Origin of the sequence: Allobosea sp. AAP35, assembly GCF_001295925.1 — a bacterium.
Lineage (GTDB): Bacteria > Pseudomonadota > Alphaproteobacteria > Rhizobiales > Beijerinckiaceae > Allobosea.
Window position 1 is genome coordinate 156,137 of record NZ_LJHQ01000018.1, and the last position, 20,220, is coordinate 176,356.

Here is a 20,220-nt window from a genome sequence, read left to right on the forward strand (position 1 = left end):
CGAGCGCCCGCCCGGCCTATAGCGTCGGGCATGACAGCCGAGACGAACCCTGAAGCGGCGCCGATCGGCGCCGGAACCCTCCTGCATGTTGCCGCCGAACAGGCCGGCGAACGCCTCGACAAGGCGCTCGCCATGCTCGCCAGCGAAATCTCGCGGGCAAGGCTGCAACAGGTGATCAAGGAAGGCGGGGTGCGCCTCAACGGCGTCGTCGTTCCCGATGGCAAGCGCAAGGTCGTCGAGGGCGACGAGATCGCGCTCGTCATTCCGGCCGCGCGCCCGCCAGACCCCGTCGGGCAGGATATTCCGCTCGATGTCGTCTATGAGGACGACCACCTCATCGTCATCGACAAGCCGGCCGGTCTCGTGGTCCATCCTGCCGGGGGGCACGAGGACGGCACGCTCGTGAACGCGCTGATCGCCCATTGCGGGATGAGCCTCTCGGGCATCGGTGGCGTGCGGCGGCCCGGCATCGTCCACCGCCTCGACAAGGACACGAGCGGGCTGCTCGTCGTCGCCAAGACCGACAAGGCGCATCAGGGGCTGGCGAAGCAGTTCGCCGATCATGGCCGCACCGGGCCGCTGCAGCGGGCCTATCTCGCCATCGTCTGGGGCTTTCCGCGCCGGCCGCATGGCACGATCACCACGCAGATCGAGCGCTCGAACAAGAACCGCGAGAAGATGATGGTCGTCGGCGAGGATCGCGGGCGCGAGGCGATCACGCATTTCACCGTAATCGAGCGCTATCCGCCGCTGCTCAAGGGCGGCGAGGAGACCGAACCGCTGGCGAGCCTGGTCGAATGCCGGCTGGAAACGGGCCGCACGCATCAGATCCGCGTTCATATGAGCCATCTCGGCCATCCCCTGCTTGGGGATCAGCTCTATGGCTCGGGCTTCGCGACCAAGTCGAGCCGCTTGCCGCAGACGGCGCGCGACGCGCTGACGGCGCTCGGGCGCCAGGCCCTGCATGCCGCCCTGCTGGGTTTCGAGCATCCGGTCACCGGCGAAGAGATGCTGTTTGAGTCGGATTTGCCGGCCGAGTTTGCAAATCTGCAAGCTGCGCTCGCGGCTCTGTGAGCGGATCTGGCCTCGCTGCCTAGTTTCCGCCAAGCTCTCTTGGCATATACTGAGGATCGGATGCGGATGGCCAAGGGGGCGCCGCAAGTGATCGGCCCGACCGAACCTTATGGATGGTTGCGGCGTTAGGCCTGATCATGACATCCGAACCTGCGCGAAGGTTGATCGCGCGGTGGGTCTGCCGCGATGCGGGGGCCCGTGAAGGAGAACGAGCATGGCGAGTGCTTCGCTGCCCGTGCTGTCCGCCGAAGGCGGACTTTCGCGTTACCTCGACGAGATTCGCAAGTTCCCGATGCTGGAACCGAATCAGGAATTCATGCTGGCCAAGCGCTGGCGCGAACATGGCGACCGTGACGCGGCGCACAAGCTCGTGACCTCCCATCTGCGGCTCGTGGCCAAGATCGCCATGGGCTATCGCGGCTACGGCCTGCCGATCGGCGAGGTCGTCTCGGAAGGCAATGTCGGCCTGATGCAGGCGGTCAAGCGCTTCGAACCCGACAAGGGCTTTAGGCTGGCGACCTATGCGATGTGGTGGATCAAGGCCTCGATCCAGGAATACATCCTGCGCTCCTGGTCGCTGGTCAAGATGGGCACCACCGCCAACCAGAAGAAGCTGTTTTTCAACCTGCGCAAGGCCAAGAGCAAGATCTCGGCGCTGGGCGAAGGCGATCTGCGCCCCGAGCAGGTCAAAACCATCGCCACCAAGCTTGGCGTCAACGAGCAGGACGTCATCGACATGAACCGCCGTCTCGGCGGCGACGCGTCGCTGAACACGCCGCTGCGCGAGGATGGCGAGGGCGAATGGCAGGACTGGCTGGTCGATGACAGCGAGAGCCAGGAGCGTCGGCTCGCGGATTCCGAGGAGGCCGACAACCGCCACTCGGCCCTGCGCGAGGCGCTCGATGTGCTGAACCCGCGCGAGCGGCGCATCTTCGAGGCACGGCGCCTGGCCGATGATCCGATCACGCTCGAGCAGCTTTCGGAGGAGTTCGGGGTGTCGCGCGAGCGTGTCCGCCAGATCGAGGTCCGCGCCTTCGAGAAGGTTCAGGATGCGGTCAAGAAGGCGCTGACGCGGATCGAATCCCCGCGCGCAGCGCTGCCGGCGGCCTGAGCGGTTTTCATCCCGTAACGAGCGACGGAGGGCGCGGTTTTCTGCGCCCTTTTTGCTGTTCTGCGATCCCAGGGTGGACTGCGTCAATGCTTCAGCGGGCCAGCTGAAACCGCTCGAAACGCTCCAGCTCCGCCTCGATCAACGCCTTCCGCTCCGGCGTCTCCTGCCCTTCCAGCCAGCTCCATTGCTGGATCAGGAGCCGCCCCGCCTGGCGGTCGGTTTTCAGGTCGAGCACCGCCACGACCGCGTCGCCAATCAGCACGGGCAGGCCGAAATAGCCGAAGATGCGTTTTTCCTTCGGCAGATAGGCCTCGAAAGCGTGGGCATAGCCGAAGAACAGTTTCAGCCGCTTGCGCTGGATGATCAGCGGATCGAAGGGCGAGAGGATGTGGACGAGATCGGGCTGCGGCGCGGCAGGCTCGCGCCCTTCACGCGGCATCCAGTGCGGCACAATCGAGTCCGCGATTGCGACCGGCATCAGATCCCGGCGCTTCACCCGCGCCTCGATCAGCTCCGCCACCGCCGCCTTGCCGGGCGCATCGAGATGGCAGATTGAATCGAGGCTGACGACGCCTTGGGCTCGCAGCGCGCGGTCGAGCCTGTAGGCCGTGACCTGCCGCTCCGAGGCCGGCGTCGGCCGCTTGTCCCAGCCGAAATGCCGGTCGGTCAGCTCATAGGTCTTGAGCATGCCGGCGCGGGCCGGAATCACGAGGTCGCCATCGTAGAAGGCGCGCTCCAGCAGGCCCTTGGAGGGTTTCTTGCTCGCCCAGAGATGCGCCTTCTCGACCAGCACATCGCTGTCGATGTCGCGGATGGTCAGCGGCCCGTCCCTGCGGATGCGGCCGAGCAGCTTACGCGCCTCCTCCCTCCCGCCCACCGCCGACCAGCGCTTGGGCTCATCGCGATGCGCCTTCATCTCCCCGAGATGGAAGCGAATGTCGCGCACCGGCACATAGGAGAGCGCATGCGTCCAGTATTCGAAGACGCTCTTATCGACGGACTGCGCCTGCGCGAGATCGCCCCGCTCATAGGTCGGGATGCGGCTGAACAGGATATGATGGTGGCAGCGCTCGATCACGTTGATCGTGTCGATCTGGACATAGCCGAGATGCTCGACAGCCGCCTTCGTCGCCTCGGGCCCCGAGCCGAAGGGTTCGCGGGTATCGAGCCGCTGGGCCTGCAGCCAGAGACGCCGCGCCTCGTCTCGCGAGAGGGTGATCGTCTTGGGTGGGCGGGGTGGCATGGCGGGCGATCCGAGGCGTTTTTGAATGCTGCCGGAGTTTAACCCGCACCGTCCAGCGTTCTGTCAGCAGGCTGGCGACCTCGCGGCAGTTACGGCTTCATGTCATCCTGGACCAGCGACGCAGCCGCGCAGGCCGGGATCCATCGTAGGGCCCGACGGTGCCCCATGATGGATCCCGGTCGCCCTTTGGTCGCCCAGGATGACGGCGCCGTTGTGCGAGATCCTCAGATGGCGGCCGCCACCATATCAAGCGCCGCCCGACACCGCCTCCCGCAGCGCCTCGGGGGTCACCTCCGCCATCGCCATGGCCAGCTTGAACGCCCTCGTCTTCTCACCCGGGTTCATCACCAGGATCACCGTCTCGGTGCCGGGACAGGCCGGATCCGCGCAGATGATTTCGTTGACCGCCATGGCGGCGGCCTCGGGCAGCCCGGCGATCTCCCGCATCAGCGCCTTGATCCGTCCGGATTGCTCGGCGGCCTGCGCCTTGTCGGGCCCGCCCTTGCCGAAGAGGCCGAAGCGCATCGCCGTTCTTACGCCGCCGGCAGCGTCAGCACGCCGGCCATGCCGTCTTCCGTGCCGAAGGCGAGGCGCTTGCCGCCCTTGTCCCAGGCGAAGGCGGTGATGCCGCTGTCGCGCAGCGCCGGGCGCACCAAGAGCTCCGAGGCATCGGTCAGCCGGATCATCAGGATGCAGCCATCGTCATAGCCGACCGCCAGCACCAGCGCCCGGGGGTGGAAGGCGACGCGGGTGACCTTGGCGTGGCGGGCGCCGCATTCGCGCGGCGCCTTGCCCTGCGGGCCCTCACCCTGAAACGGCCAGACGATCGCAGCATCCGCCCCGCTGGAAGCGAGCCAGAGGCCGTCATGCGACCAGGACAGCGAGCGCGGCTTGGCCGGATAGCCGGTCATCCGCATATGCGTCGGCTTGTCGCCGAGCTTCCAGCCATGCAGCGCGTTCTCCGGCATCGAGGAGACGACGAAGCGCCCGTCCGGCGACCACATCACGTCGAGATGGGCGCCCTTCCATTCCAGGAATTCCGGCTTGGCTTCGGTCGCGGGATACCAGAGGCTGACCCCGTTCATTTGGCCGATTGCCAGCCGAAAACCCTTCGGCGCGAAGACGAGGCCTTGGGGCGTCGTGCCGACATCGAGCGAGCGTAGCCTGCCCTTGTCGTCACGGGCATGGACGGTCTTGCCGGTGTTCCAGGCGAGGCTGCCGGAGCCCGAGAGCGCCACCGCGTCGATCCAGCGCCGCTTCGCGTCGCGGGCGATTTCAGTGGAGGCGCCATCGGCCGTCGTCGCGACCACCCGCCCGTCATCGCCGCCGGTGATCAGCCGCTCGCCATCGCTGCAGGTGCAGAGAATGCCGCCGGCATGGACCTCGGCCGAGTCGAGCACTCCGTCGGTCCAGCGCAGCACGCGCCCATCGGCCAGCGCGAGCGCGAGCGTCGATTTGAGCCAATGAGCACCGACGACATGCGCGCCGGCCTCGACGGGGACGACATGCTCGCGCAGCGAGACGGGGGCGGTGGTCGTGTTCATGGGCGGGGTCTAGCGCAGCCTGTTTGTCATGGGAACCGCACCGTCATTCTCGGGCGCAGCGAAGCGGAGACCCGAGAATCTCTGGCAGGAGATGCTCGGGTCAAGCCCAAGCATGACGTAGACGGCTCACGCCGCGCAGGCCTCAAAACCCTGACGCAGCTCGTTCTCGTTGAGGTCGCGGCCAATGAAGACGAGGCGCGAGCTGCGGGTCTCGCCATCCTTCCAGTCGCGCTGGAGATCGCCGTCCAGGATCATGTGCACGCCCTGGAAGACGAAGCGGCGCGGCTCGTCCTTGAAGGCGAGGATACCCTTGGAGCGCAGGATGTTGGGCCCCTGCGCCTGGCTGACATCATTGATCCAGGGCATGAACTTCTCAGGGTCGACATCGCCGGGAATCGTGAAGGACATCGAGCGCACGGCGTCGGAATGATGATGGTGATGCCCGGATTCGAGGAAATCCGGCTCGATGTCGAGGATGCGGTCGAGATCAAACGCGTTGCGGTCGAGCAGCTGATCGATCGGAACGTCGCAGCGCGTCGTCTTGTGCAGCTTGGCATAGGGGTTGATGGCGCGGATCGCGGCCTCGACCGAGGCGAGCTCTTCGGGCGTCACCAGATCGACCTTGTTGAGGACGATGACGTCGGCAAAGGCGATCTGGTTCTTGGCCTCGGGCGCATCCATCAGCCGGTCCTTCAGCCACTTCGCGTCGGTCACCGTGATGACGGCATCGAGCTTGGTGGCGTCGCCGACATCCTGGTCGACGAAGAAGGTCTGCGCGACCGGGGCCGGATCGGCCAGCCCTGTTGTCTCGACGATGATCGCGTCGAACTTGCCCTTGCGCTTCATTAGCCCGTCGAGAATGCGGATCAGATCGCCGCGCACGGTGCAGCAGATGCAGCCATTGTTCATCTCGAAGATTTCTTCGTCGGCGCCGACGACGAGGTCGCCATCGATGCCGGCCTCGCCGAACTCGTTGACGATGACGGCGAACTTCTTGCCGTGATCTTCGGTGAGGATGCGGTTCAAAAGCGTGGTCTTGCCGGCGCCCAGATAGCCGGTGAGCACCGTGACGGGAATTTTCTCGGACATGGGTGTGACCCTTGGTTCTTCAAACGGCAGTGCCGGGCCGCTCCTCGCGCCCCGGCTTGAGACACCTCCAGCCCTCATCCTGCGGAGAAGCCGTAAGGCTTCGTCTCGAAGGATGCTCCAGCGCGCTCTGGACCATCCTTCGAGATGCCGCTTCGCGGCTCCTCAGGATGAGGGCTGGAATGTGAGAGCCGGCGGTCAGGCCGGGCCGGCGGCGAGCGCCTTTTCGATCTGCGTTATATTGTGTTTCATCATCGCGATGTAAGTCCCGGCCGGGCCCGATGCATCGGAAAGCGCGTCGGAATAGATCCGCCCGCCGAGCCTGGCGCCGCTCTCGCGCGCGATCTGCTCGACGAGCCGCGGATTGGTGACATTTTCGAGGAACACGGCCGGCACCTTCTGCGCCTTCACCTGCCGGATGATGCGGCCGACATCGCGCGCCGAGGCCTCGGCCTCGGTCGAGACGCCCTGCGGCGCGATGAACTGGATGCCATAGGCCTTCACGAAATAGCCGAAAGCGTCATGCGAGGTGATCGCCTTGCGCCGGTCCTCAGGGATGCGCGCGATCGCCGCGCGGATCTCGCCATCGAGCGTCTCGAGCTGCGCCAGATAGCGCGTGGCATTGGTTTCATAGGTGTCCTTGCCGGCGGGATCGGCCTTCACCAGCGCGTCGCGGATGTTGGCGACATAGATCCTGGCATTGGCGACGCTCTGCCAGGCATGCGGATCGACCCCACCATGATCATGGCCATGTGCATGGTCCTTCTTGCCGTGGCCATGGTCGTCCTCGGTCTCGAGCGGGGTGACGCCGGACGTCGCGGTCGCAACGGTCGCTTTGGCGCCCGATGACTTGATCAGCCGGGTCATCCAGCCCTCGAATTTCAGCCCGTTGACGACGATCAGTTTGGCGCCGGCCATCGCCTTCGCATCGGCGGGCGTCGGCGAATAGACATGGGCGTCGCCATTGGGGCCGACCAGCGTGGTCAGCGCAACGCGATCGCCACCGACCTCCTTCACGAAATCGCCGAGGATCGAGAAGCTGGCGACGACGGGCAGCTTGTCCTGGGCGATGGCGGCGAGCGGGGCCTGGGCGAGGAGCAGCCCGGCGGCCAGGGCTCCGAGGAGCGCGCGACGGTTCGGCATGGGTATCTCCGGCAAGTTATGAAACACTATAACATTACTACGCCCGAAGATGCGCCCGAGGCAAGAGCCGTCGCAGCAACCCGCCTTGCGAACCGATCAGAAGCGAGCCGAGATAGAGCGCCCCCGCGGCCAGGATGATCGCCGGCCCCGCCGGGAGATTGCTGCCGGCCGAATAGGACACTACCAGCCCGGCATAGCCAGCGACCATGCCAAAGCCGCTGGCGAGCAGGATCAGCCGGGTGATGTCGGCGGTCCAGAACCGCGCCGCCGCCGCCGGCAGCATCATCAGGCCGACCGCGAGCAGCGTGCCCAGTGCGTGGAAGCCCGCGACCAGATTGAGCACCACCAGCGCCAGGAAGGTCAGATGCACGACGCCGCCCGACCGGCTGACCGAGCGCAAAAAGCCCGGATCGACGCATTCCATCACCAGCGGCCGATAGAGCGCCGCCAGGCTGAGCAGCGACACCGTCGCGACGCCCGACAGCAGGATCAGCACGTCGTCGTCGAGCGCCAGCACATTGCCGAAGAGGACATGAAAAAGATCGACCGCCGAGCCGCGCAGCGAGACGATGGTGACGCCCAGCGCCAGCGAGATCAGGTAGAAGGCGGCGAGCGACGCATCCTCCTTGATCACCGTGACGCGCGCCACGGCGCCGGCCGCGAGCGCCACGGCAAAGCCGGCGGCAAGCCCGCCCAACGTCATCGCCGGTAGCGAGAACCCGGCGACGAGATAGCCGATCGCGGCGCCCGGCAGGATCGCATGCGCCATCGCATCGCCGGTCAGGCTCATCCGCCGCAGCATCAGGAACACGCCGATCGCGCCGCCCGACACCGACAGAGCGACGACGCCGACCAGCGCCCGGCGCATGAAATCGAATTCGGCGAAGGGGCCGATGAAGAGGTCGTAGAGGAGCGCGATCAACAGCGTGGTTTCCCGACCCCGTCATTCCGGACAAGCCGCGAAGCGGCGCCGATCCGGAAGCCATCCTAGAGCGCCGTCGTTGCCCTATGATGGATCCCGGGTCTCCGCTGCGCTGCGCCCGGAATGACGGCGTCCTTGTCTTGAACGAGGGTGGACGTCAGAGAAAGACCTAAGCCGCGTCGCGCTCGCAGGGTGCAGCGTGGCTGTCGAAGGCTTCGACCATGCGGCGCGCCTTGAGCAGGTTGGCCGCCGTCAGCACCTCGCCGGTCTCGCCCCAGGCCACCGTCTCGCGCGCCAGCAGCAGCGTCTGCGGGAAGGCGCGGCGCACCGTCTCGATATCATGCAGCACGGCGACCACGGTGCGGCTTTCGCCATGCCAGCGCTGGACCAGGGCCAGGAGATCGGCGGTGGTGCGCGCGTCGATCGCCGTAAAGGGCTCGTCGAGCAGGATGATGTCAGCGTCCTGCAGCAAAAGCCGCGCAAACAGCGCCCGCTGCATCTGCCCGCCGGACAAAGCTACGATGGGACGACGCTCGAAACCGGCGAGCCCGACGGCGGCAATCGCCGCCTCGATCTTGGCCGCGGCGCCGCGCCCGATGCCGCCGAAGATGCCGGCCCGGTTCCACAAACCCATGGCGACGAGATCGTAGACATGGATCGGGAAGGAGCGGTCGAGTTCGGCCTGCTGTGGCAGATAGGCCAGGCGCCGCCCCGTAGCCAAGGCGATCTGCCCATCAAGCGGCGAGAGCGCGCCTGCAATGCCCTTCAGCAGGGTGGATTTGCCGGCGCCATTGGGGCCGACGATCGCCGTCAGGCTGCCCGTGGCGATCTCGCCCGACAGGTGATGCACGGCAGGGTGACGGTCATAACCCAGCGTCAGATCGGTGAGACGAATGGCGGACAATGGGTTGGCGACCTTCTTCACAGGATGACGGCGAAGGTCGCCACCCAGAGCAGCGCGACGATGCCAGCGGCCAGGCCGATGCGCGCCGGCGCCGACAGGCGCAGCAGCGACCAGCCCGGATCGACCGGGACGGCGTGGGAGATCGGGTGCGTGTGGGGCCGGGCCATACGCGATGATATAATGTTACGCGGCCCGATGGGCAAGTCCGGCCTGGCGGCGTGTGGAAACCGGTAACGCAATTTGCCGAAAACATTTAATGGAGTTACATATATTCGTGGACATCGTCTTCGACAGAACCAAGCGGGACACAACGCTACAGGAGCGCGGGCTGGATTTCGCCAGAGCCGCCGAGGTTTTCGCCGGCAGGACGTTCACGCAGCCAGATCGTTGGATCGATTATGGGGAGGAACGCTTCATCACAGTCGGTCGGCTCGACGGCCGGATCGTTGTCATCGTCTGGACTGATCGTGGCCACGCGCGCCGCATCATCAGTATGAGGAAAGCCAATGAGCGAGAACAAGCGCGATACCAAAGCCGCCTGGGTTGACCCCGACGACGTGCCCGAATTGACCGATGAATGGTTCGATGACGCTGATGTTCACGATAACGGCGTCCTGATCCGTCGTGGCCGGGGAAGGCCCAAGGTCGCGACACCCAAGCAACAGATCACCTTGCGGCTCGATGCCGATATCATCGAACGCTTCCGGGCGACCGGCCCCGGCTGGCAAGCGCGGATCAACGAGGCGCTGCGCAAGGCCGGGTAAACCCGCCTCAGAACGGCAGGTACTGATACAGCCAGGTTTCGGTCAGCACCGTGTCGCCCGCCTTCAAGAAGCAGCGCATCTCGACGGGGTCACTGCCCTCCACAGTGAGGTCGAACTGCGCCCGCCAGTGGCCTGGCACGTCGTTGGGGACGGCTTCGGCGAAGATGTAGGAGAACGTCCCACGCGAGGCCGAGAGCACGACTTCGGGCTTAACGCCGAAGGGAATATTCTCCAGCGCCGCCCCTCTGAACTCGACCATGAACTTGCGCACGCCCTTTGGCCGGACTGTCCCGGGCTGGCCGCCATTGCCCAGCCGCGTTGCGACGACGCGGCCGAGCGGGGTCGGGAAGGGCTCGTCGGCAAGCCAGTGGAGCCTGTAGCGGAAGGCATAGGAAGCGCCGGCCTTAGCCGGCCCGGCCGGCACCCACATCGCGACGATGTTGTCGTGGATCTCGTCGTCGGTCGGGATCTCGATGAGCTGGACGGCGCCCTTGCCCCAGTTGCCTTGCGTCTCGACCCAGAGGCTCGGCCGGCGCTCGTAGAACACGCCGTCGAGATAATGCGCCACCTCGCGATCGCGCTGCATCAGCCCGAATCCGCGCGGGTTTTCGTCAACGAAGGAGGACGCCATCGTCCGCGAAGGGTTGTTGAGCGGCCGAAGGGCACGCTCGCCCGTGCCGGTCCAGAGCGCCAGACCATCGGAATCATGCACCTCGGGCCGCCAGTCGACGGCGGTCGCCTTGGCCTTCTCCGAATACCAGTACATCGAGGTCAAGGGTGCGATGCCCAGCCGTTCGACATCCCGGCGCAGATGGATCTCGGTCTCGATCTCCATCGTCACGCCCTTGCCGCGATGCATGCGGAAGCGATAGGCGCCCGCCACGCTCGGCCCCGAGAGCAGCGCATAGACCATGACATGCTCGGCCCCGGGCGCAGGCGTCTCCAGCCAGATATGGGTGAAGTCGGGAAACTCTTCCGCCTTGCCGCCGACGGCCGGGTCGATCGCCAGTCCGCGCGCCGAGAGGCCATACTGATAGAGTTCGCCGATGGCGCGGAAATAGGAAGCCCCGAGAAACGCGACCCAATCGTTCTTCTGCCAGTCTAGCTTCTCGCCCTTGCGGCCGGGATGTCCCGTGCGGCTCTCCTGAAAACGGAAGCCGGAGAAGCCCGCGCCAGCGGGCAGTTCGCGCGCCGGCGAATCCGCCGGCATCTCGAAATAACTTTCGTCATAGACGATCTCGCGTGCCTGCCCGCCATCGAGCACATGCATCCGCACCGGCTTCTGGAAATAGCGACCGAGATGGAAGAAGGTCACTGGCCAGGGCGAGGGCCCGTCCGCCCACAGCGCCATTTCGGGCTTGAACCGGATCTTGCCATGACCGTCATAGTCGATCCGCTCGAGCACGTCGGGGCGCGGGCTCGGCGGCGCCTGATAAGGCTGGGCTGCGAGATCACGTGCTCTCGCCTTCAGCGCATCGAAGCTGAAAGCCTCGGTCGCGCCGAGCCGCAGACCCTGCTGCGCCAGCGCCTCCGGAGAAAAGCCGAGCGCGGCCAAAGCGGCTGTCGCGCTGGCGCCGGCCAGCAGCATGCGGCGGTCGGGACGGGGCGGTCTGGCACGAGGATGCATGGCGGGCGAGGCTCGCTGGGCTGGCGACGGCGGCACCGTCAGGGCTGAAATCGGGCTAGCCTGTCCCAGCGGCAAGGGCAACCGGCAAGGACGGGTCGTGACACTTCGATGGCGGGCAATCATGGCGAAAGCGTCACGCCGAAACGGCACTCGCCTTTTGGCGGGTGTCCGGCGCCTTTCATTTTGATGCCTGCCTGATCTACAAAGGGAGCGAGACCGGCATTCGACGCCGGCATTGATCACTGGGAGGTGACATGAAAAAGCTTGTATCCAGCCGGACTCTCGCCGGCATCGCCACTGCGGCCCTGATCGCGCTCGCACCAGCCGGCGCCCGCGCACAGGACTTCATCAACGTACTCACTGGCGGCACCTCGGGCGTCTACTACCCGCTCGGCGTCGCGCTCTCCAAGATCTATGGCGACAAGATCAAGAATGTCCGCCCGACCGTTCAGGCCACCAAGGCCTCGGTCGAGAACCTGCAATTGCTGCAGCAGGCCAAGGGCGAGATCGCCTTCACGCTCGGCGATTCGCTCGCCGCCGCCTGGAAGGGCGACGAGGAAGCGGGCTTCAAGACCCCGCTGAAGAAGCTGCGCGGCGTCACCGCGATCTACCCCAACTTCATCCAGATCGTCGCCTCCAAGGACAGCGGCATCAAGACGCTCGCCGATCTCAAGGGCAAGCGGCTGTCGGTCGGCGCGCCGAAATCCGGCACCGAGCTCAATGCCCGCGCCGTGCTGGCGGCTGCCGGCATGAGCTACAAGGACCTCAGCAAGGTCGAGTACCTGCCCTTCGCCGAATCGGTCGAGCTGATGAAGAACCGCCAGCTCGACGCCACGCTGCAATCGGCAGGCCTCGGCGTCGCCTCGCTGCGCGATCTCGCCACCTCGGTCGAGATCGTCGTCGTCGAGGTGCCGGCCGCCGCGGTCGAGAAGGCTGGCGCGCCTTTCGTCCAGGCCACCATCCCGGCCAACACCTATACCGGCCAGACGGTAGCGGTCCCCGCTGCGGCGGTGATGAACTACCTCGTGACCCATGAGGGCATGAAGGAAGAGACCGTCTACGAGATGACCAAGTCGATCTACGAGAACCTCGGCGATCTCGGCGCCGCGCATGCCGCTGCCCGCTCGATCAAGCTCGAGGGCGCGCTCGAAGGCATGCCGATCCCGCTGCATCCGGGTGCGGCGCGCTACTTCAAGGAAAAGGGCCTGAAGGTCGGCTCCTGAGCCGATCCTGCGGCAAAAATCACGGGCGAGGCCGGTTCAACCGGCCTCGCCTTTTCTCTGAGTGGATGATGAGACGATGAGCAAAGACGAGACGCAGCCACTGGCGGTGCCCGATATCGGCGGCATTCACACGCAGACGCCTGCGGTCCCGGTCGATCCCGAGCATGGCCTGCCGCCGGGCTTCGGACCCGGCTGGCCGGGCCGGCTGCTGTTCTGGATTGCGGTCGCCTTCTCGCTGTTCCAGATCGCCACCGCCTTCAACGTCCCGCTCGATCATCGCTTCATCGGCATCACCCTGGTCGATGTCCTGCGCGCGACGATGGCGGTCTGGCTCGTCTGGATCGTCGTTCAGGCCGTGCGGTCGCAGCCCTATCTCGGCATGGTGCTCGCCTGGATCCCGATTTTCGTCGTGGTCGAACTGCTCGCGCGTTTCGGCGGCTCGCTGCCCAACCAGATCCTGCGGACGCTGCATGTCGGTTTTCTCTGCCTGGTCGCCGGCGGCCTGCTCGCCCAGCACAAGAGCCACACGACCACGGCCCGCGTCCTGGCCTGGTCGCTCGCCGGCATCGGCTTCGTCATCGGCCTCTATCACTGGGTTCTCTACGAGGAACTCGTGTCGCGCGCCGGCGAGGTCACGCCGGCCGATCTCGTCGTCGGCATCAGCGCGATCACCGTCATCTTCATCATCTGCTGGCGCTTCATGGGGCCGGCCCTGCCGATCGTGTCTGGCCTCTTCCTCGCCTATTGCCTGTTCGGGCAATGGCTGCCCGCGCCGCTGAACCATCGCGGCTATTCGCTCGAACAGGTGATCGAGCACATGGCCTTCGGCACCGAGGGTCTCTACGCCACGCCGACGGGCGTCTCGGCCACCTTCATCTTCCTGTTCATCCTGTTCGGCTCCTTCCTCGAGAAGGCGGGCATGATCCAGCTCTTCACCGACATCGCCATGGGCCTGTTCGGCAGCGCACGCGGCGGGCCGGCCAAGGTCGCCGTGTTCTCCTCGGCGATGATGGGCACGATCTCGGGCTCGGGCGTTGCCAATGTCGTCTCGACCGGCCAGTTCACAATTCCCCTGATGAAGCGCTTCGGCTACCGGGCGGCCTTTGCCGGCGGCGTCGAGGCCACGGCCTCGATGGGCGGGCAGATCATGCCGCCGGTGATGGGCGCGGTCGCCTTCATCATGGCCGAGACGATCGACGTGCCCTATGCCGATGTCGTCCAGGCGGCGATCGTACCGGCGATTCTCTACTACACCGCCGCCTTCCTCGCCGTGCATCTGGAAGCAGGCAAGCGTGGGCTGGTCGGTCTGCCGCGCCATGAATTGCCCAGCGCCGGCAAGGCGCTGGCAACAAAATGGTATCTGATCCTGCCCCTGGCGGTTCTCGTCTACCTGCTGTTCTCCGGCTATACGCCGCTGTTCTCCGGCTCGGTCGGCCTGGCGCTGACGGTGGTGCTGATCCTGGGCGGCTCGATTGCCCTCGGCATCGGACCGATCGCCCTGCGCGTGCTGTTCTGGGTCGGGCTCGGGCTGCTCTGCGCCTTCTTCTTCTGGTACGGCATCCTGGTCATGGTGGGGATCGTGCTCCTGCTCATCCTTGCCAGCCTGATGACACGCGGCGGAACCGAGACGGTGGCCGCCTGTCGCGAGGCATTGGCGGACGGTGCGCGCCAGGCCATCCCCGTCGGCGTCGCCTGCGCCGTGGTCGGCATCGTCATCGGCACCATGACGCTGACCGGCGTCGGCACGATCTTCGGCAACGCCGTCGTGGCGGTCGGCGAGCAGTCGCTGTTCCTGGCGCTGGTGCTGACCATGATCGTCAGCCTGATCCTCGGCATGGGCATCCCGACGATCCCCAACTACATCATCACCTCCTCGATCGCCGCGCCGATCCTGCTGAAACTAGGCGTACCGCTGATCGTCAGCCACATGTTCGTGTTCTATTTCGGCATCATGGCCGATCTGACGCCGCCCGTGGCGCTGGCGGCCTTCGCGGCGGCACCGATCGCCAAGGAATCCGGCTTCAAGATCTCGTTCCAGGCCATCAAGATCGCCATGGCGGGTTTCGTTATCCCCTTCATGGCCGTCTACGACCCCGCCTTGATGCTGCAGCCGGTCCAGGGCGTCACCGGCTTCGCCTATGTGCTCGGCGCGATCTATATCATCGGCAAGGCGCTCCTGGCCGTCTGCCTCTGGGGCGCGGCCACGATCGGCTTCCTCAAGCGCGACATGGCCGTCTGGGAGCGGGCGCTGGCTGCAGCGGCCGCAGCCTCGCTGGTGCTGGCGCTGCCGATCACCGACGAAATCGGCTTCGGCCTGGCCGCATTGCTGATCGGCCTGCATCTCTGGCGCGCCCGATCTGCCGAGCGCGCGTCAGCATGAGATCGTCGCTAGCATGAGCCTGTGCCTGGCGGCCGGCGCCCTTGTCGTGTCGCTGGGCGCCGGCGAGATCACGCTGGCCTGGCGCCATTCGGTTCAGAAAACACTTTGGGCGGAGGTCTGGCGGGATACGCCCGACGGGCTCATGATGATGGAGGCGCGCATCCAGGGCTCGGGAGCCGGCATGGAGGCGCCGCCGGAGGCCAGGCTCGTCGAGGGTTTCTGGCGCTGGAGGCCGCAGCTGCCGGCGCAGCGGGAGATCGTGATGCGTCGCTCGGGCGCCACTGCCGATTGGCAGGTCTGTGTGGCCGGCGCCTGCCGGCCGATGGGGGACTATCTCCCGCCCGAAGCCGATCCGGTGATTCTGAAGGCGTGCCCTTGAGGCTCAGGCGCCCTCGGTCAGCCGCTCGACCTTGATCACGCGGCGCATCAGATTGAGCAATCCATAGGCTGCGAAACCGGCAAACAGCGCCATCAGCACATAGCCGACGATGGGTCCGAGCTCGAACAGCCCGGCCAGCGCCCAGCCCGAAGCCAGGGCGACGCCGAACAATTCGACCGCGATCAGGATGCCGAGCGAAACCACCATGATCAGGTTGCGCCAGTTGGTGCGCCTTGCGGCCATGTCTTCGGTCCTTGGTCGTGGCACGCAGCGGGAGCCACTTTTCGGAGGCAAGCTCTAGCGAAGCCGGCTCCAGCATGCAACAAAATCGCGCCGTCCGGCTGAAATGGTCTCTCCCGCCAAGCTTGAAAAGACCCTGATGATCGATACGCCTGTCTTCGGTTCGGCGGCCTGCGCCGCCCCCCACCATCTCGCTTCCGAAGCCGGACGCGCCATTCTCGCAGAGGGCGGCAACGCCATCGAGGCCATGGTCGCCATGGCTGCGACCATCTCGGTGGTCTACCCCCATATGAACGCGATCGGCGGCGACGGCTTCTGGCTGATCCATGAGCCCGGCGGCAAGGTCCATGCGGTCGAGGCCTGCGGCCCTGCCGGCGCGCTCGCCACCATAGAGCGCTACCGTGAGAAGGGTCACGACGTCATTCCCCAGCGCGGGGCGGATTCGGCGCTGACGGTCGCGGGCGCGATCGGTGGCTGGGAGGCGGCGCTGTCGCTCTCGACAGCGCTCGGCGGCCGCATGCCGCTGAAGGATCTGCTCGCCGATGCCATCCGCCACTGCACCGATGGCTACGAGATCTCGCCGTCGGAATTGCGGACGTGGCCGCAGCAGGTCGATGCCGTGAAGGAGGCGATCGGCTTCAGCGAATTCTTCTGGCCGGGCGGCGAGCAGCCCAAGGCCGGCGCGCGGCGCAAGCCCGACGCGCTCGGCGCGACCTTCCGTCAGTTGGCCGATGCCGGCCTGTCGGATTTCTACCGCGGCGATATCGGCCGCGAGATCGCCGCCGACCTCGAGAGGATCGGCACGCCGGTCACCCGTGCGGACATGGAAGGCTACCGGGCCCGCCTCGTCGCGCCGCTGTCGATCAGGCTGCCCGGCCTCACCGTCTACAACTGCGCGCCACCGACGCAAGGCGTCGCCGCCCTGATGATCCTCGGCATCTTCGAGAAGCTCGCCATCGCCCGCGCCGAGGGCTTCGACCACCATCACGGCCTGGTCGAGGCGACCAAGCGCGCCTTCGCGATCCGGGACAAAATCGTCACCGACCCCGCCTTCGCCAAGGTCGATCCGGCAAGCGTCCTGACCGAGGCCGTTTTCGCCCGCGAGGCCGAGGCGATCGACAAGAGGCGCGCCGCCGCCTGGCCGTTCAAGACCGGCGATGGCGACACCGTCTGGATGGGCGCGATCGACGGGTCGGGCCTTGCCGTCTCCTACATCCAGTCGATCTACTGGGAATATGGCTCGGGCTGCATCCTACCGCGCACCGGCATCAACTGGCAGAACCGTGGCGTCTCCTTCTCGCTCGACGCCAGGGCGCTCAACCCCCTGCAGCCCGGCCGCAAACCGTTCCACACGTTGAACCCGGCCTTCGCCCGTTTCGACGACGGCCGCATCATGTCCTATGGCGCGATGGGCGGCGACGGTCAGCCCCAGTTCCAGGCGCAGATCCTGTCGCGCTATCGCTTCGGCCAGAGCCCGGCCCAAGCCGTCGATGCGCCGCGCTGGCTGTTTGGCCGGACCTGGGGCGCCGGCTCGCTCTCGCTCAAGCTGGAAAGCCGTTTCGACCCGATGCTGCTCGCCCGGTTGACCGGCGCCGGCCATCCGGTCGAGGAATATTCGGAAGCCTATTCCGACCAGTTCGGCCATGCCGGCATGCTGGTGAAGCACAAGAAGGGCCATGTCGAAGCGACGCATGATCCGCGCTCCGACGGCGATGCCAGGGGCTGCTGAAGCGGAATGATTTCACGCGGAAACACGCCCGTCATCCCGGGCGACCGCAGGTCGTCCCGGGATCCATCATAGGGCGTCGACAGAACTCTATGATGGATCCCGGAGCTGCGCCGCTTTCGCGGCTTGCCCGGGATGACGGCGTGGGTCCACGCCAAAAATCGTGCCAGGGGGATTTAAACAAGATGCTCGTCGACGACCCGTTCCGCTGCTTCGTTCCCTATCCGGAAGTGCCCGTGAAACATGCGCCGGCCGGGCCGCTCGCCGGGCTGACGCTCGCGGTCAAAGACCTGTTCGACATCAAGGGTTATCCGACGGGGGCTGGCTCGCCGATCGTCCTCGCCCAGTCCGGCATCAAGACCAAGACCGCACCGATCGTGAAGACGCTGCTCGATGGCGGGGCGCGCTTCGTCGGCAAGACCCATACGGACGAACTCGCCTTCTCGCTCAACGGCAAGAACGCGCATTTCGGTTCGCCGATCAATCCGGCCGCGCCCGACCGCATCACCGGCGGCTCGTCCTCAGGCTCGGCAGCGGCCGTGGCGGGGCGGCTCGTCGATATTGCGCTCGGCTCCGACACAGGGGGCTCCGTGCGAGCGCCGGCGAGCTATTGCGGGCTGTTCGGCATCCGGCCGAGCCATGGCAGGCTTTCGCTCAAGCGCGTCTGGCCGCTGGCCGACTCCTTCGACACGGCGGGCTGGTTTGCGCGCGATGGCGAGGTCTTCGCCCGTGTGGGCGAGGTCTTGCTCGGCTCCGACAAGCTCGCCCTGCCGGTCGCGCCGCGGCTTTTGCTGGCCGACGACATGTTCGCCCAGGCCGTGCCGGAAGCCGAGACGATCCTGCGCAATGTCGTGCAGCGGATCGTGCCCGAACTCGGCGAGCCGGAGTCGGTCAAGGCCGTGCGCGATCTCGATGGCCTTTACTGGGCCTTCCGCTGGCTCCAGGGCCGCGAGGCCTGGACCGCCGACGGCGCCATGATCGAGCGCTTCGGTCTGCCGCTGGGCCCCGGCGTGGCCGAGCGTTTCGCCTTCTCGAAGGCGATCACCGACGCCGACCATGCCAAGGGCGAGGCCGTCCGCAAGGCCTTCCGCACCAGGCTCGCCAAGCTGCTCGGCCAGGACGGCGTGCTGATCCTGCCGACCGTGCCCGATATCGCGCCGCTGGTCAGCGCGCCGGAAGACCAGCTCGACGATTTCCGCAACCGGGCGCTGCGCCTGCTCTGCCTCGGCGGGCTCTCGGGCTTTCCGCAGGTGACGATCCCGGTCGCGCGACGCGAGGGCGCCCCGCTCGGCCTTTCGCTGCTCGGGCCGAAGGGCTCGGACAAGTCGCTGATCGCCTTCGCCACGAAGTTCGAGCGGGCTGCCCGTATCCGGATCGCTTGATGAGGCTTGCCTAAGCCCTCATGATTCGCTGTCATTCCGGGCAAGCGAAGCGCCGTCCCGGAATCCATCCTAGGGCACCGATATCGCCTTATGATGGATTCCGGATCGGCACCGCTTCGCGGCTTGTCCGGAATGACGGCGAGGGTGAGACGTCTGAAGGGGACAGCCGATGAGCGGCCACCACCACGACCACGATCACGACAACCACTTCACCCCGATCGAGGCGCGGGTGAAGGCGCTGGAATCGCTGATGGTGGCGAAGGGCTATGTCGACCCCGCCGCGCTCGACGCGATCATCGACACCTATGAAACAAAGATCGGCCCGCGCAACGGCGCCCGCGTCGTGGCGCGCGCCTGGGTCGATGCGGATTTCGCGGCGCGGCTGAAGGCGGACGGCACGGCCGCCGTCGCCGAACTCGGCTTTGGCGGGCGCGGCGGCGAGCATACCGTCGCCTGCTTCAACACCCCGGAAGAGCACAACCTGATCGTCTGCACGCTCTGCTCCTGCTATCCATGGCCGCTGCTCGGCCTGCCGCCGGTCTGGTACAAATCCCCGCCCTATCGATCCAAGGCGGTGATCGACCCGCGCGGCACGCTCGCCGATTTCGGCATCACCCTGCCCGACGGCCAGCGCATCCGCGTCTGGGATTCCACCGCCGAGACGCGCTTCCTCGTAATTCCGATGCGCCCTGCTGGCACCGAGGGCTGGTCGGAGGACAAGCTCGCGACAATCGTCAACCGCGACGCGATGATCGGTACCGGGCTGCCGTGCGTGGAGGATGCCGAAACGGGGACTGCATCATGAATGGCGGGCAGGATCTCGGCGGGCAGATGGGCTTCGGGCCCGTCCAGCCCGAACCCAACGAGCCGATCTTCCACGCCGAATGGGAGAAGCGCGTGCTCGCGATCAATGTCGCGGCCGGGGCGATGGGCGCCTGGACGATCGACGGCATGCGCGCAGCCCGCGAGAGCCTGCCGCCGGCGGAGTACCTGTCTTCCTCCTATTACGAGATCTGGCTGGCCGGGCTGCACCGGATGCTGGTCGAGAAAGGCTTCGTCACGCCCGAGGAGCTCACGCAGGGCCAACCGCTCAGTCCGGCGAAGACGCCCAAGCGCGTTCTCAAGGGCGAGGAGGTCGCAAGCGTTCTGCGACGCGGCTTCCCCTACGAGCGCGAGGCAGCCGCCCCCGCGCGCTTCGCCGTCGGCGATGCGGTCCGCACCATCGTGATGCACCCGCAGCACCACACCCGACTGCCGCGCTATGCCCGCGGCAAGACAGGCGTGATCGAACGCGTCACGGGCTGCCATGTCTTTCCCGACACCGGCGCGCAGGGGCTGCCCGAGACGGCGCAATGGCTCTACACCGTCGTCTTCACCGGCCCCGAACTCTGGGGCCGCAACGCCGACGCGACATCATCCGTCTCGATCGAGGCCTGGGAGAGCTATCTTGAACCGGCCTGATCCCAACCTCG

21 protein-coding genes are annotated in these 20,220 nt (G+C 66.4%); 11 read left to right on the forward strand and 10 right to left on the reverse strand.

The features are described 5' to 3' along the window. Nucleotides 1–30 precede the first annotated feature (30 nt). A complete protein-coding gene (locus IP69_RS07620; RefSeq protein WP_054142206.1) occupies nt 31–1,074 on the forward strand; it encodes an RluA family pseudouridine synthase in 1,044 nt (347 codons plus the stop codon). Nucleotides 1,075–1,288: 214 nt separating this feature from the next. Beyond that, nucleotides 1,289–2,185, forward strand: coding sequence for an RNA polymerase sigma factor RpoH (gene rpoH / locus IP69_RS07625; protein WP_054142207.1), 897 nt, complete (start codon nt 1,289–1,291; stop codon nt 2,183–2,185). Nucleotides 2,186–2,276: 91 nt separating this feature from the next. On the opposite strand, the gene IP69_RS07630 is transcribed toward rpoH, so the two are convergent. From IP69_RS07630 to IP69_RS21785, 8 genes are all read right to left on the reverse strand, one after another. Continuing rightward, on the reverse strand, nt 2,277–3,428 hold the full coding sequence (locus IP69_RS07630; protein WP_054142208.1) for a crosslink repair DNA glycosylase YcaQ family protein: 1,152 nt from the start codon (nt 3,426–3,428) through the stop codon (nt 2,277–2,279). Between the two features lie 246 nt (nt 3,429–3,674). Further along, nucleotides 3,675–3,953: a hypothetical protein gene (locus IP69_RS07635; protein WP_054142209.1), complete on the reverse strand. Its 279-nt coding sequence runs from the start codon at nt 3,951–3,953 to the stop codon at nt 3,675–3,677. Between the two features lie 8 nt (nt 3,954–3,961). Then, nucleotides 3,962–4,972 carry a WD40 repeat domain-containing protein gene (locus tag IP69_RS07640; RefSeq protein ID WP_054142210.1) on the reverse strand — a complete coding sequence of 337 codons (1,011 nt, stop codon included), beginning with the start codon at nt 4,970–4,972 and terminating at the stop codon, nt 3,962–3,964. Nucleotides 4,973–5,098: 126 nt separating this feature from the next. After that, nucleotides 5,099–6,061: a GTP-binding protein gene (locus tag IP69_RS07645; protein ID WP_054142211.1), complete on the reverse strand. Its 963-nt coding sequence runs from the start codon at nt 6,059–6,061 to the stop codon at nt 5,099–5,101. A 195-nt stretch (nt 6,062–6,256) separates the two neighbouring features. Further along, complete coding sequence (locus IP69_RS07650; protein ID WP_054142212.1) at nt 6,257–7,201, reverse strand: metal ABC transporter substrate-binding protein; 945 nt, start codon at nt 7,199–7,201, stop codon at nt 6,257–6,259. A gap of 37 nt (nt 7,202–7,238) precedes the next feature. Next, the gene (locus IP69_RS07655; protein WP_054142281.1) at nt 7,239–8,069 is read right to left on the reverse strand and encodes a metal ABC transporter permease; all 831 of its coding nucleotides are present in this window, start codon (nt 8,067–8,069) and stop codon (nt 7,239–7,241) included. A gap of 223 nt (nt 8,070–8,292) precedes the next feature. Beyond that, the gene (gene aztA / locus IP69_RS07660; protein WP_054142282.1) at nt 8,293–9,027 is read right to left on the reverse strand and encodes a zinc ABC transporter ATP-binding protein AztA; all 735 of its coding nucleotides are present in this window, start codon (nt 9,025–9,027) and stop codon (nt 8,293–8,295) included. Nucleotides 9,028–9,044: 17 nt separating this feature from the next. Then, nucleotides 9,045–9,194, reverse strand: coding sequence for a hypothetical protein (locus IP69_RS21785; RefSeq protein ID WP_156323338.1), 150 nt, complete (start codon nt 9,192–9,194; stop codon nt 9,045–9,047). 89 nt (nt 9,195–9,283) lie between these two features. On the opposite strand from IP69_RS21785, the gene IP69_RS21365 reads away from it, so the two are divergent. Both IP69_RS21365 and IP69_RS07665 read left to right on the forward strand, forming a co-directional pair. Continuing rightward, complete coding sequence (locus IP69_RS21365) at nt 9,284–9,574, forward strand: BrnT family toxin (protein ID WP_349236290.1); 291 nt, start codon at nt 9,284–9,286, stop codon at nt 9,572–9,574. Continuing rightward, on the forward strand, nt 9,534–9,791 hold the full coding sequence (locus tag IP69_RS07665) for a BrnA antitoxin family protein (RefSeq protein ID WP_054142213.1): 258 nt from the start codon (nt 9,534–9,536) through the stop codon (nt 9,789–9,791). Before IP69_RS21365 ends, IP69_RS07665 begins: the two co-directional genes overlap by 41 nt. A 7-nt stretch (nt 9,792–9,798) precedes the next feature. Here IP69_RS07665 and IP69_RS07670 read toward each other — a convergent pair whose 3' ends face one another. Continuing rightward, nucleotides 9,799–11,379 (reverse strand): glucan biosynthesis protein D, encoded by a 1,581-nt coding sequence (locus tag IP69_RS07670; RefSeq protein WP_248306751.1) that lies wholly within the window; start codon nt 11,377–11,379, stop codon nt 9,799–9,801. A 293-nt stretch (nt 11,380–11,672) separates the two neighbouring features. Here IP69_RS07670 and IP69_RS07675 point away from each other — a divergent pair, with 293 nt between their 5' ends. From IP69_RS07675 to IP69_RS07685, 3 genes are all read left to right on the forward strand, one after another. Further along, on the forward strand, nt 11,673–12,641 hold the full coding sequence (locus tag IP69_RS07675; protein ID WP_054142215.1) for a TAXI family TRAP transporter solute-binding subunit: 969 nt from the start codon (nt 11,673–11,675) through the stop codon (nt 12,639–12,641). 76 nt (nt 12,642–12,717) lie between these two features. After that, on the forward strand, nt 12,718–15,021 hold the full coding sequence (locus tag IP69_RS07680; protein WP_082359132.1) for a TRAP transporter permease: 2,304 nt from the start codon (nt 12,718–12,720) through the stop codon (nt 15,019–15,021). A gap of 13 nt (nt 15,022–15,034) precedes the next feature. After that, nucleotides 15,035–15,400 carry a DUF1850 domain-containing protein gene (locus tag IP69_RS07685; RefSeq protein ID WP_054142216.1) on the forward strand — a complete coding sequence of 122 codons (366 nt, stop codon included), beginning with the start codon at nt 15,035–15,037 and terminating at the stop codon, nt 15,398–15,400. Nucleotides 15,401–15,403: 3 nt separating this feature from the next. Here IP69_RS07685 and IP69_RS07690 read toward each other — a convergent pair whose 3' ends face one another. After that, nucleotides 15,404–15,643 (reverse strand): hypothetical protein, encoded by a 240-nt coding sequence (locus IP69_RS07690; protein WP_054142217.1) that lies wholly within the window; start codon nt 15,641–15,643, stop codon nt 15,404–15,406. A 136-nt stretch (nt 15,644–15,779) separates the two neighbouring features. Between IP69_RS07690 and IP69_RS07695 the strand changes: the two genes are divergently transcribed. The 4 genes from IP69_RS07695 (at nt 15,780) to nthB (ending at nt 20,209) form a co-directional block, all read left to right on the forward strand. Next, the gene (locus IP69_RS07695; protein ID WP_054142284.1) at nt 15,780–17,369 is read left to right on the forward strand and encodes a gamma-glutamyltransferase; all 1,590 of its coding nucleotides are present in this window, start codon (nt 15,780–15,782) and stop codon (nt 17,367–17,369) included. A gap of 182 nt (nt 17,370–17,551) precedes the next feature. Then, nucleotides 17,552–18,748, forward strand: a complete 1,197-nt coding sequence (locus IP69_RS07700; protein ID WP_054142218.1) for an amidase — start codon at nt 17,552–17,554, stop codon at nt 18,746–18,748. Between the two features lie 169 nt (nt 18,749–18,917). After that, nucleotides 18,918–19,553 carry a nitrile hydratase subunit alpha gene (gene nthA / locus IP69_RS07705; RefSeq protein ID WP_054142219.1) on the forward strand — a complete coding sequence of 212 codons (636 nt, stop codon included), beginning with the start codon at nt 18,918–18,920 and terminating at the stop codon, nt 19,551–19,553. Beyond that, entirely contained in the window at nt 19,550–20,209 is a 660-nt protein-coding gene (nthB, locus tag IP69_RS07710; protein ID WP_054142220.1) for a nitrile hydratase subunit beta, read from the forward strand. The genes nthA and nthB overlap by 4 nt, the downstream gene beginning before the upstream one ends. Nucleotides 20,210–20,220: the final 11 nt, after the last annotated feature.

Excerpts from the sequence above, each read along its gene's own strand:
- IP69_RS07670 (WP_248306751.1), bottom strand. The coding sequence starts at position 11,379 with ATGCTGCTGGCCGGCGCCAGCGCGACAGCCGCTTTGGCCGCGCTCGGC.
- IP69_RS07620 (WP_054142206.1), top strand. The coding sequence starts at position 31 with ATGACAGCCGAGACGAACCCTGAAGCGGCGCCGATCGGCGCCGGAACC.
- IP69_RS07650 (WP_054142212.1), bottom strand. The coding sequence starts at position 7,201 with ATGCCGAACCGTCGCGCGCTCCTCGGAGCCCTGGCCGCCGGGCTGCTC.
- nthB (WP_054142220.1), top strand. The coding sequence starts at position 19,550 with ATGAATGGCGGGCAGGATCTCGGCGGGCAGATGGGCTTCGGGCCCGTC.
- IP69_RS07635 (WP_054142209.1), bottom strand. The coding sequence starts at position 3,953 with ATGCGCTTCGGCCTCTTCGGCAAGGGCGGGCCCGACAAGGCGCAGGCC.
- IP69_RS07700 (WP_054142218.1), top strand. The coding sequence starts at position 17,552 with ATGCTCGTCGACGACCCGTTCCGCTGCTTCGTTCCCTATCCGGAAGTG.
- IP69_RS07665 (WP_054142213.1), top strand. The coding sequence starts at position 9,534 with ATGAGCGAGAACAAGCGCGATACCAAAGCCGCCTGGGTTGACCCCGAC.
- IP69_RS21785 (WP_156323338.1), bottom strand. The coding sequence starts at position 9,194 with ATGGCCCGGCCCCACACGCACCCGATCTCCCACGCCGTCCCGGTCGAT.
- IP69_RS07630 (WP_054142208.1), bottom strand. The coding sequence starts at position 3,428 with ATGCCACCCCGCCCACCCAAGACGATCACCCTCTCGCGAGACGAGGCG.
- IP69_RS07680 (WP_082359132.1), top strand. The coding sequence starts at position 12,718 with ATGAGCAAAGACGAGACGCAGCCACTGGCGGTGCCCGATATCGGCGGC.
- IP69_RS07695 (WP_054142284.1), top strand. The coding sequence starts at position 15,780 with ATGATCGATACGCCTGTCTTCGGTTCGGCGGCCTGCGCCGCCCCCCAC.
- rpoH (WP_054142207.1), top strand. The coding sequence starts at position 1,289 with ATGGCGAGTGCTTCGCTGCCCGTGCTGTCCGCCGAAGGCGGACTTTCG.
- IP69_RS07685 (WP_054142216.1), top strand. The coding sequence starts at position 15,035 with ATGAGCCTGTGCCTGGCGGCCGGCGCCCTTGTCGTGTCGCTGGGCGCC.
- IP69_RS07640 (WP_054142210.1), bottom strand. The coding sequence starts at position 4,972 with ATGAACACGACCACCGCCCCCGTCTCGCTGCGCGAGCATGTCGTCCCC.
- IP69_RS21365 (WP_349236290.1), top strand. The coding sequence starts at position 9,284 with ATGGAGTTACATATATTCGTGGACATCGTCTTCGACAGAACCAAGCGG.
- IP69_RS07675 (WP_054142215.1), top strand. The coding sequence starts at position 11,673 with ATGAAAAAGCTTGTATCCAGCCGGACTCTCGCCGGCATCGCCACTGCG.
- IP69_RS07655 (WP_054142281.1), bottom strand. The coding sequence starts at position 8,069 with ATGCGCCGGGCGCTGGTCGGCGTCGTCGCTCTGTCGGTGTCGGGCGGC.
- IP69_RS07690 (WP_054142217.1), bottom strand. The coding sequence starts at position 15,643 with ATGGCCGCAAGGCGCACCAACTGGCGCAACCTGATCATGGTGGTTTCG.
- IP69_RS07645 (WP_054142211.1), bottom strand. The coding sequence starts at position 6,061 with ATGTCCGAGAAAATTCCCGTCACGGTGCTCACCGGCTATCTGGGCGCC.
- nthA (WP_054142219.1), top strand. The coding sequence starts at position 18,918 with ATGAGCGGCCACCACCACGACCACGATCACGACAACCACTTCACCCCG.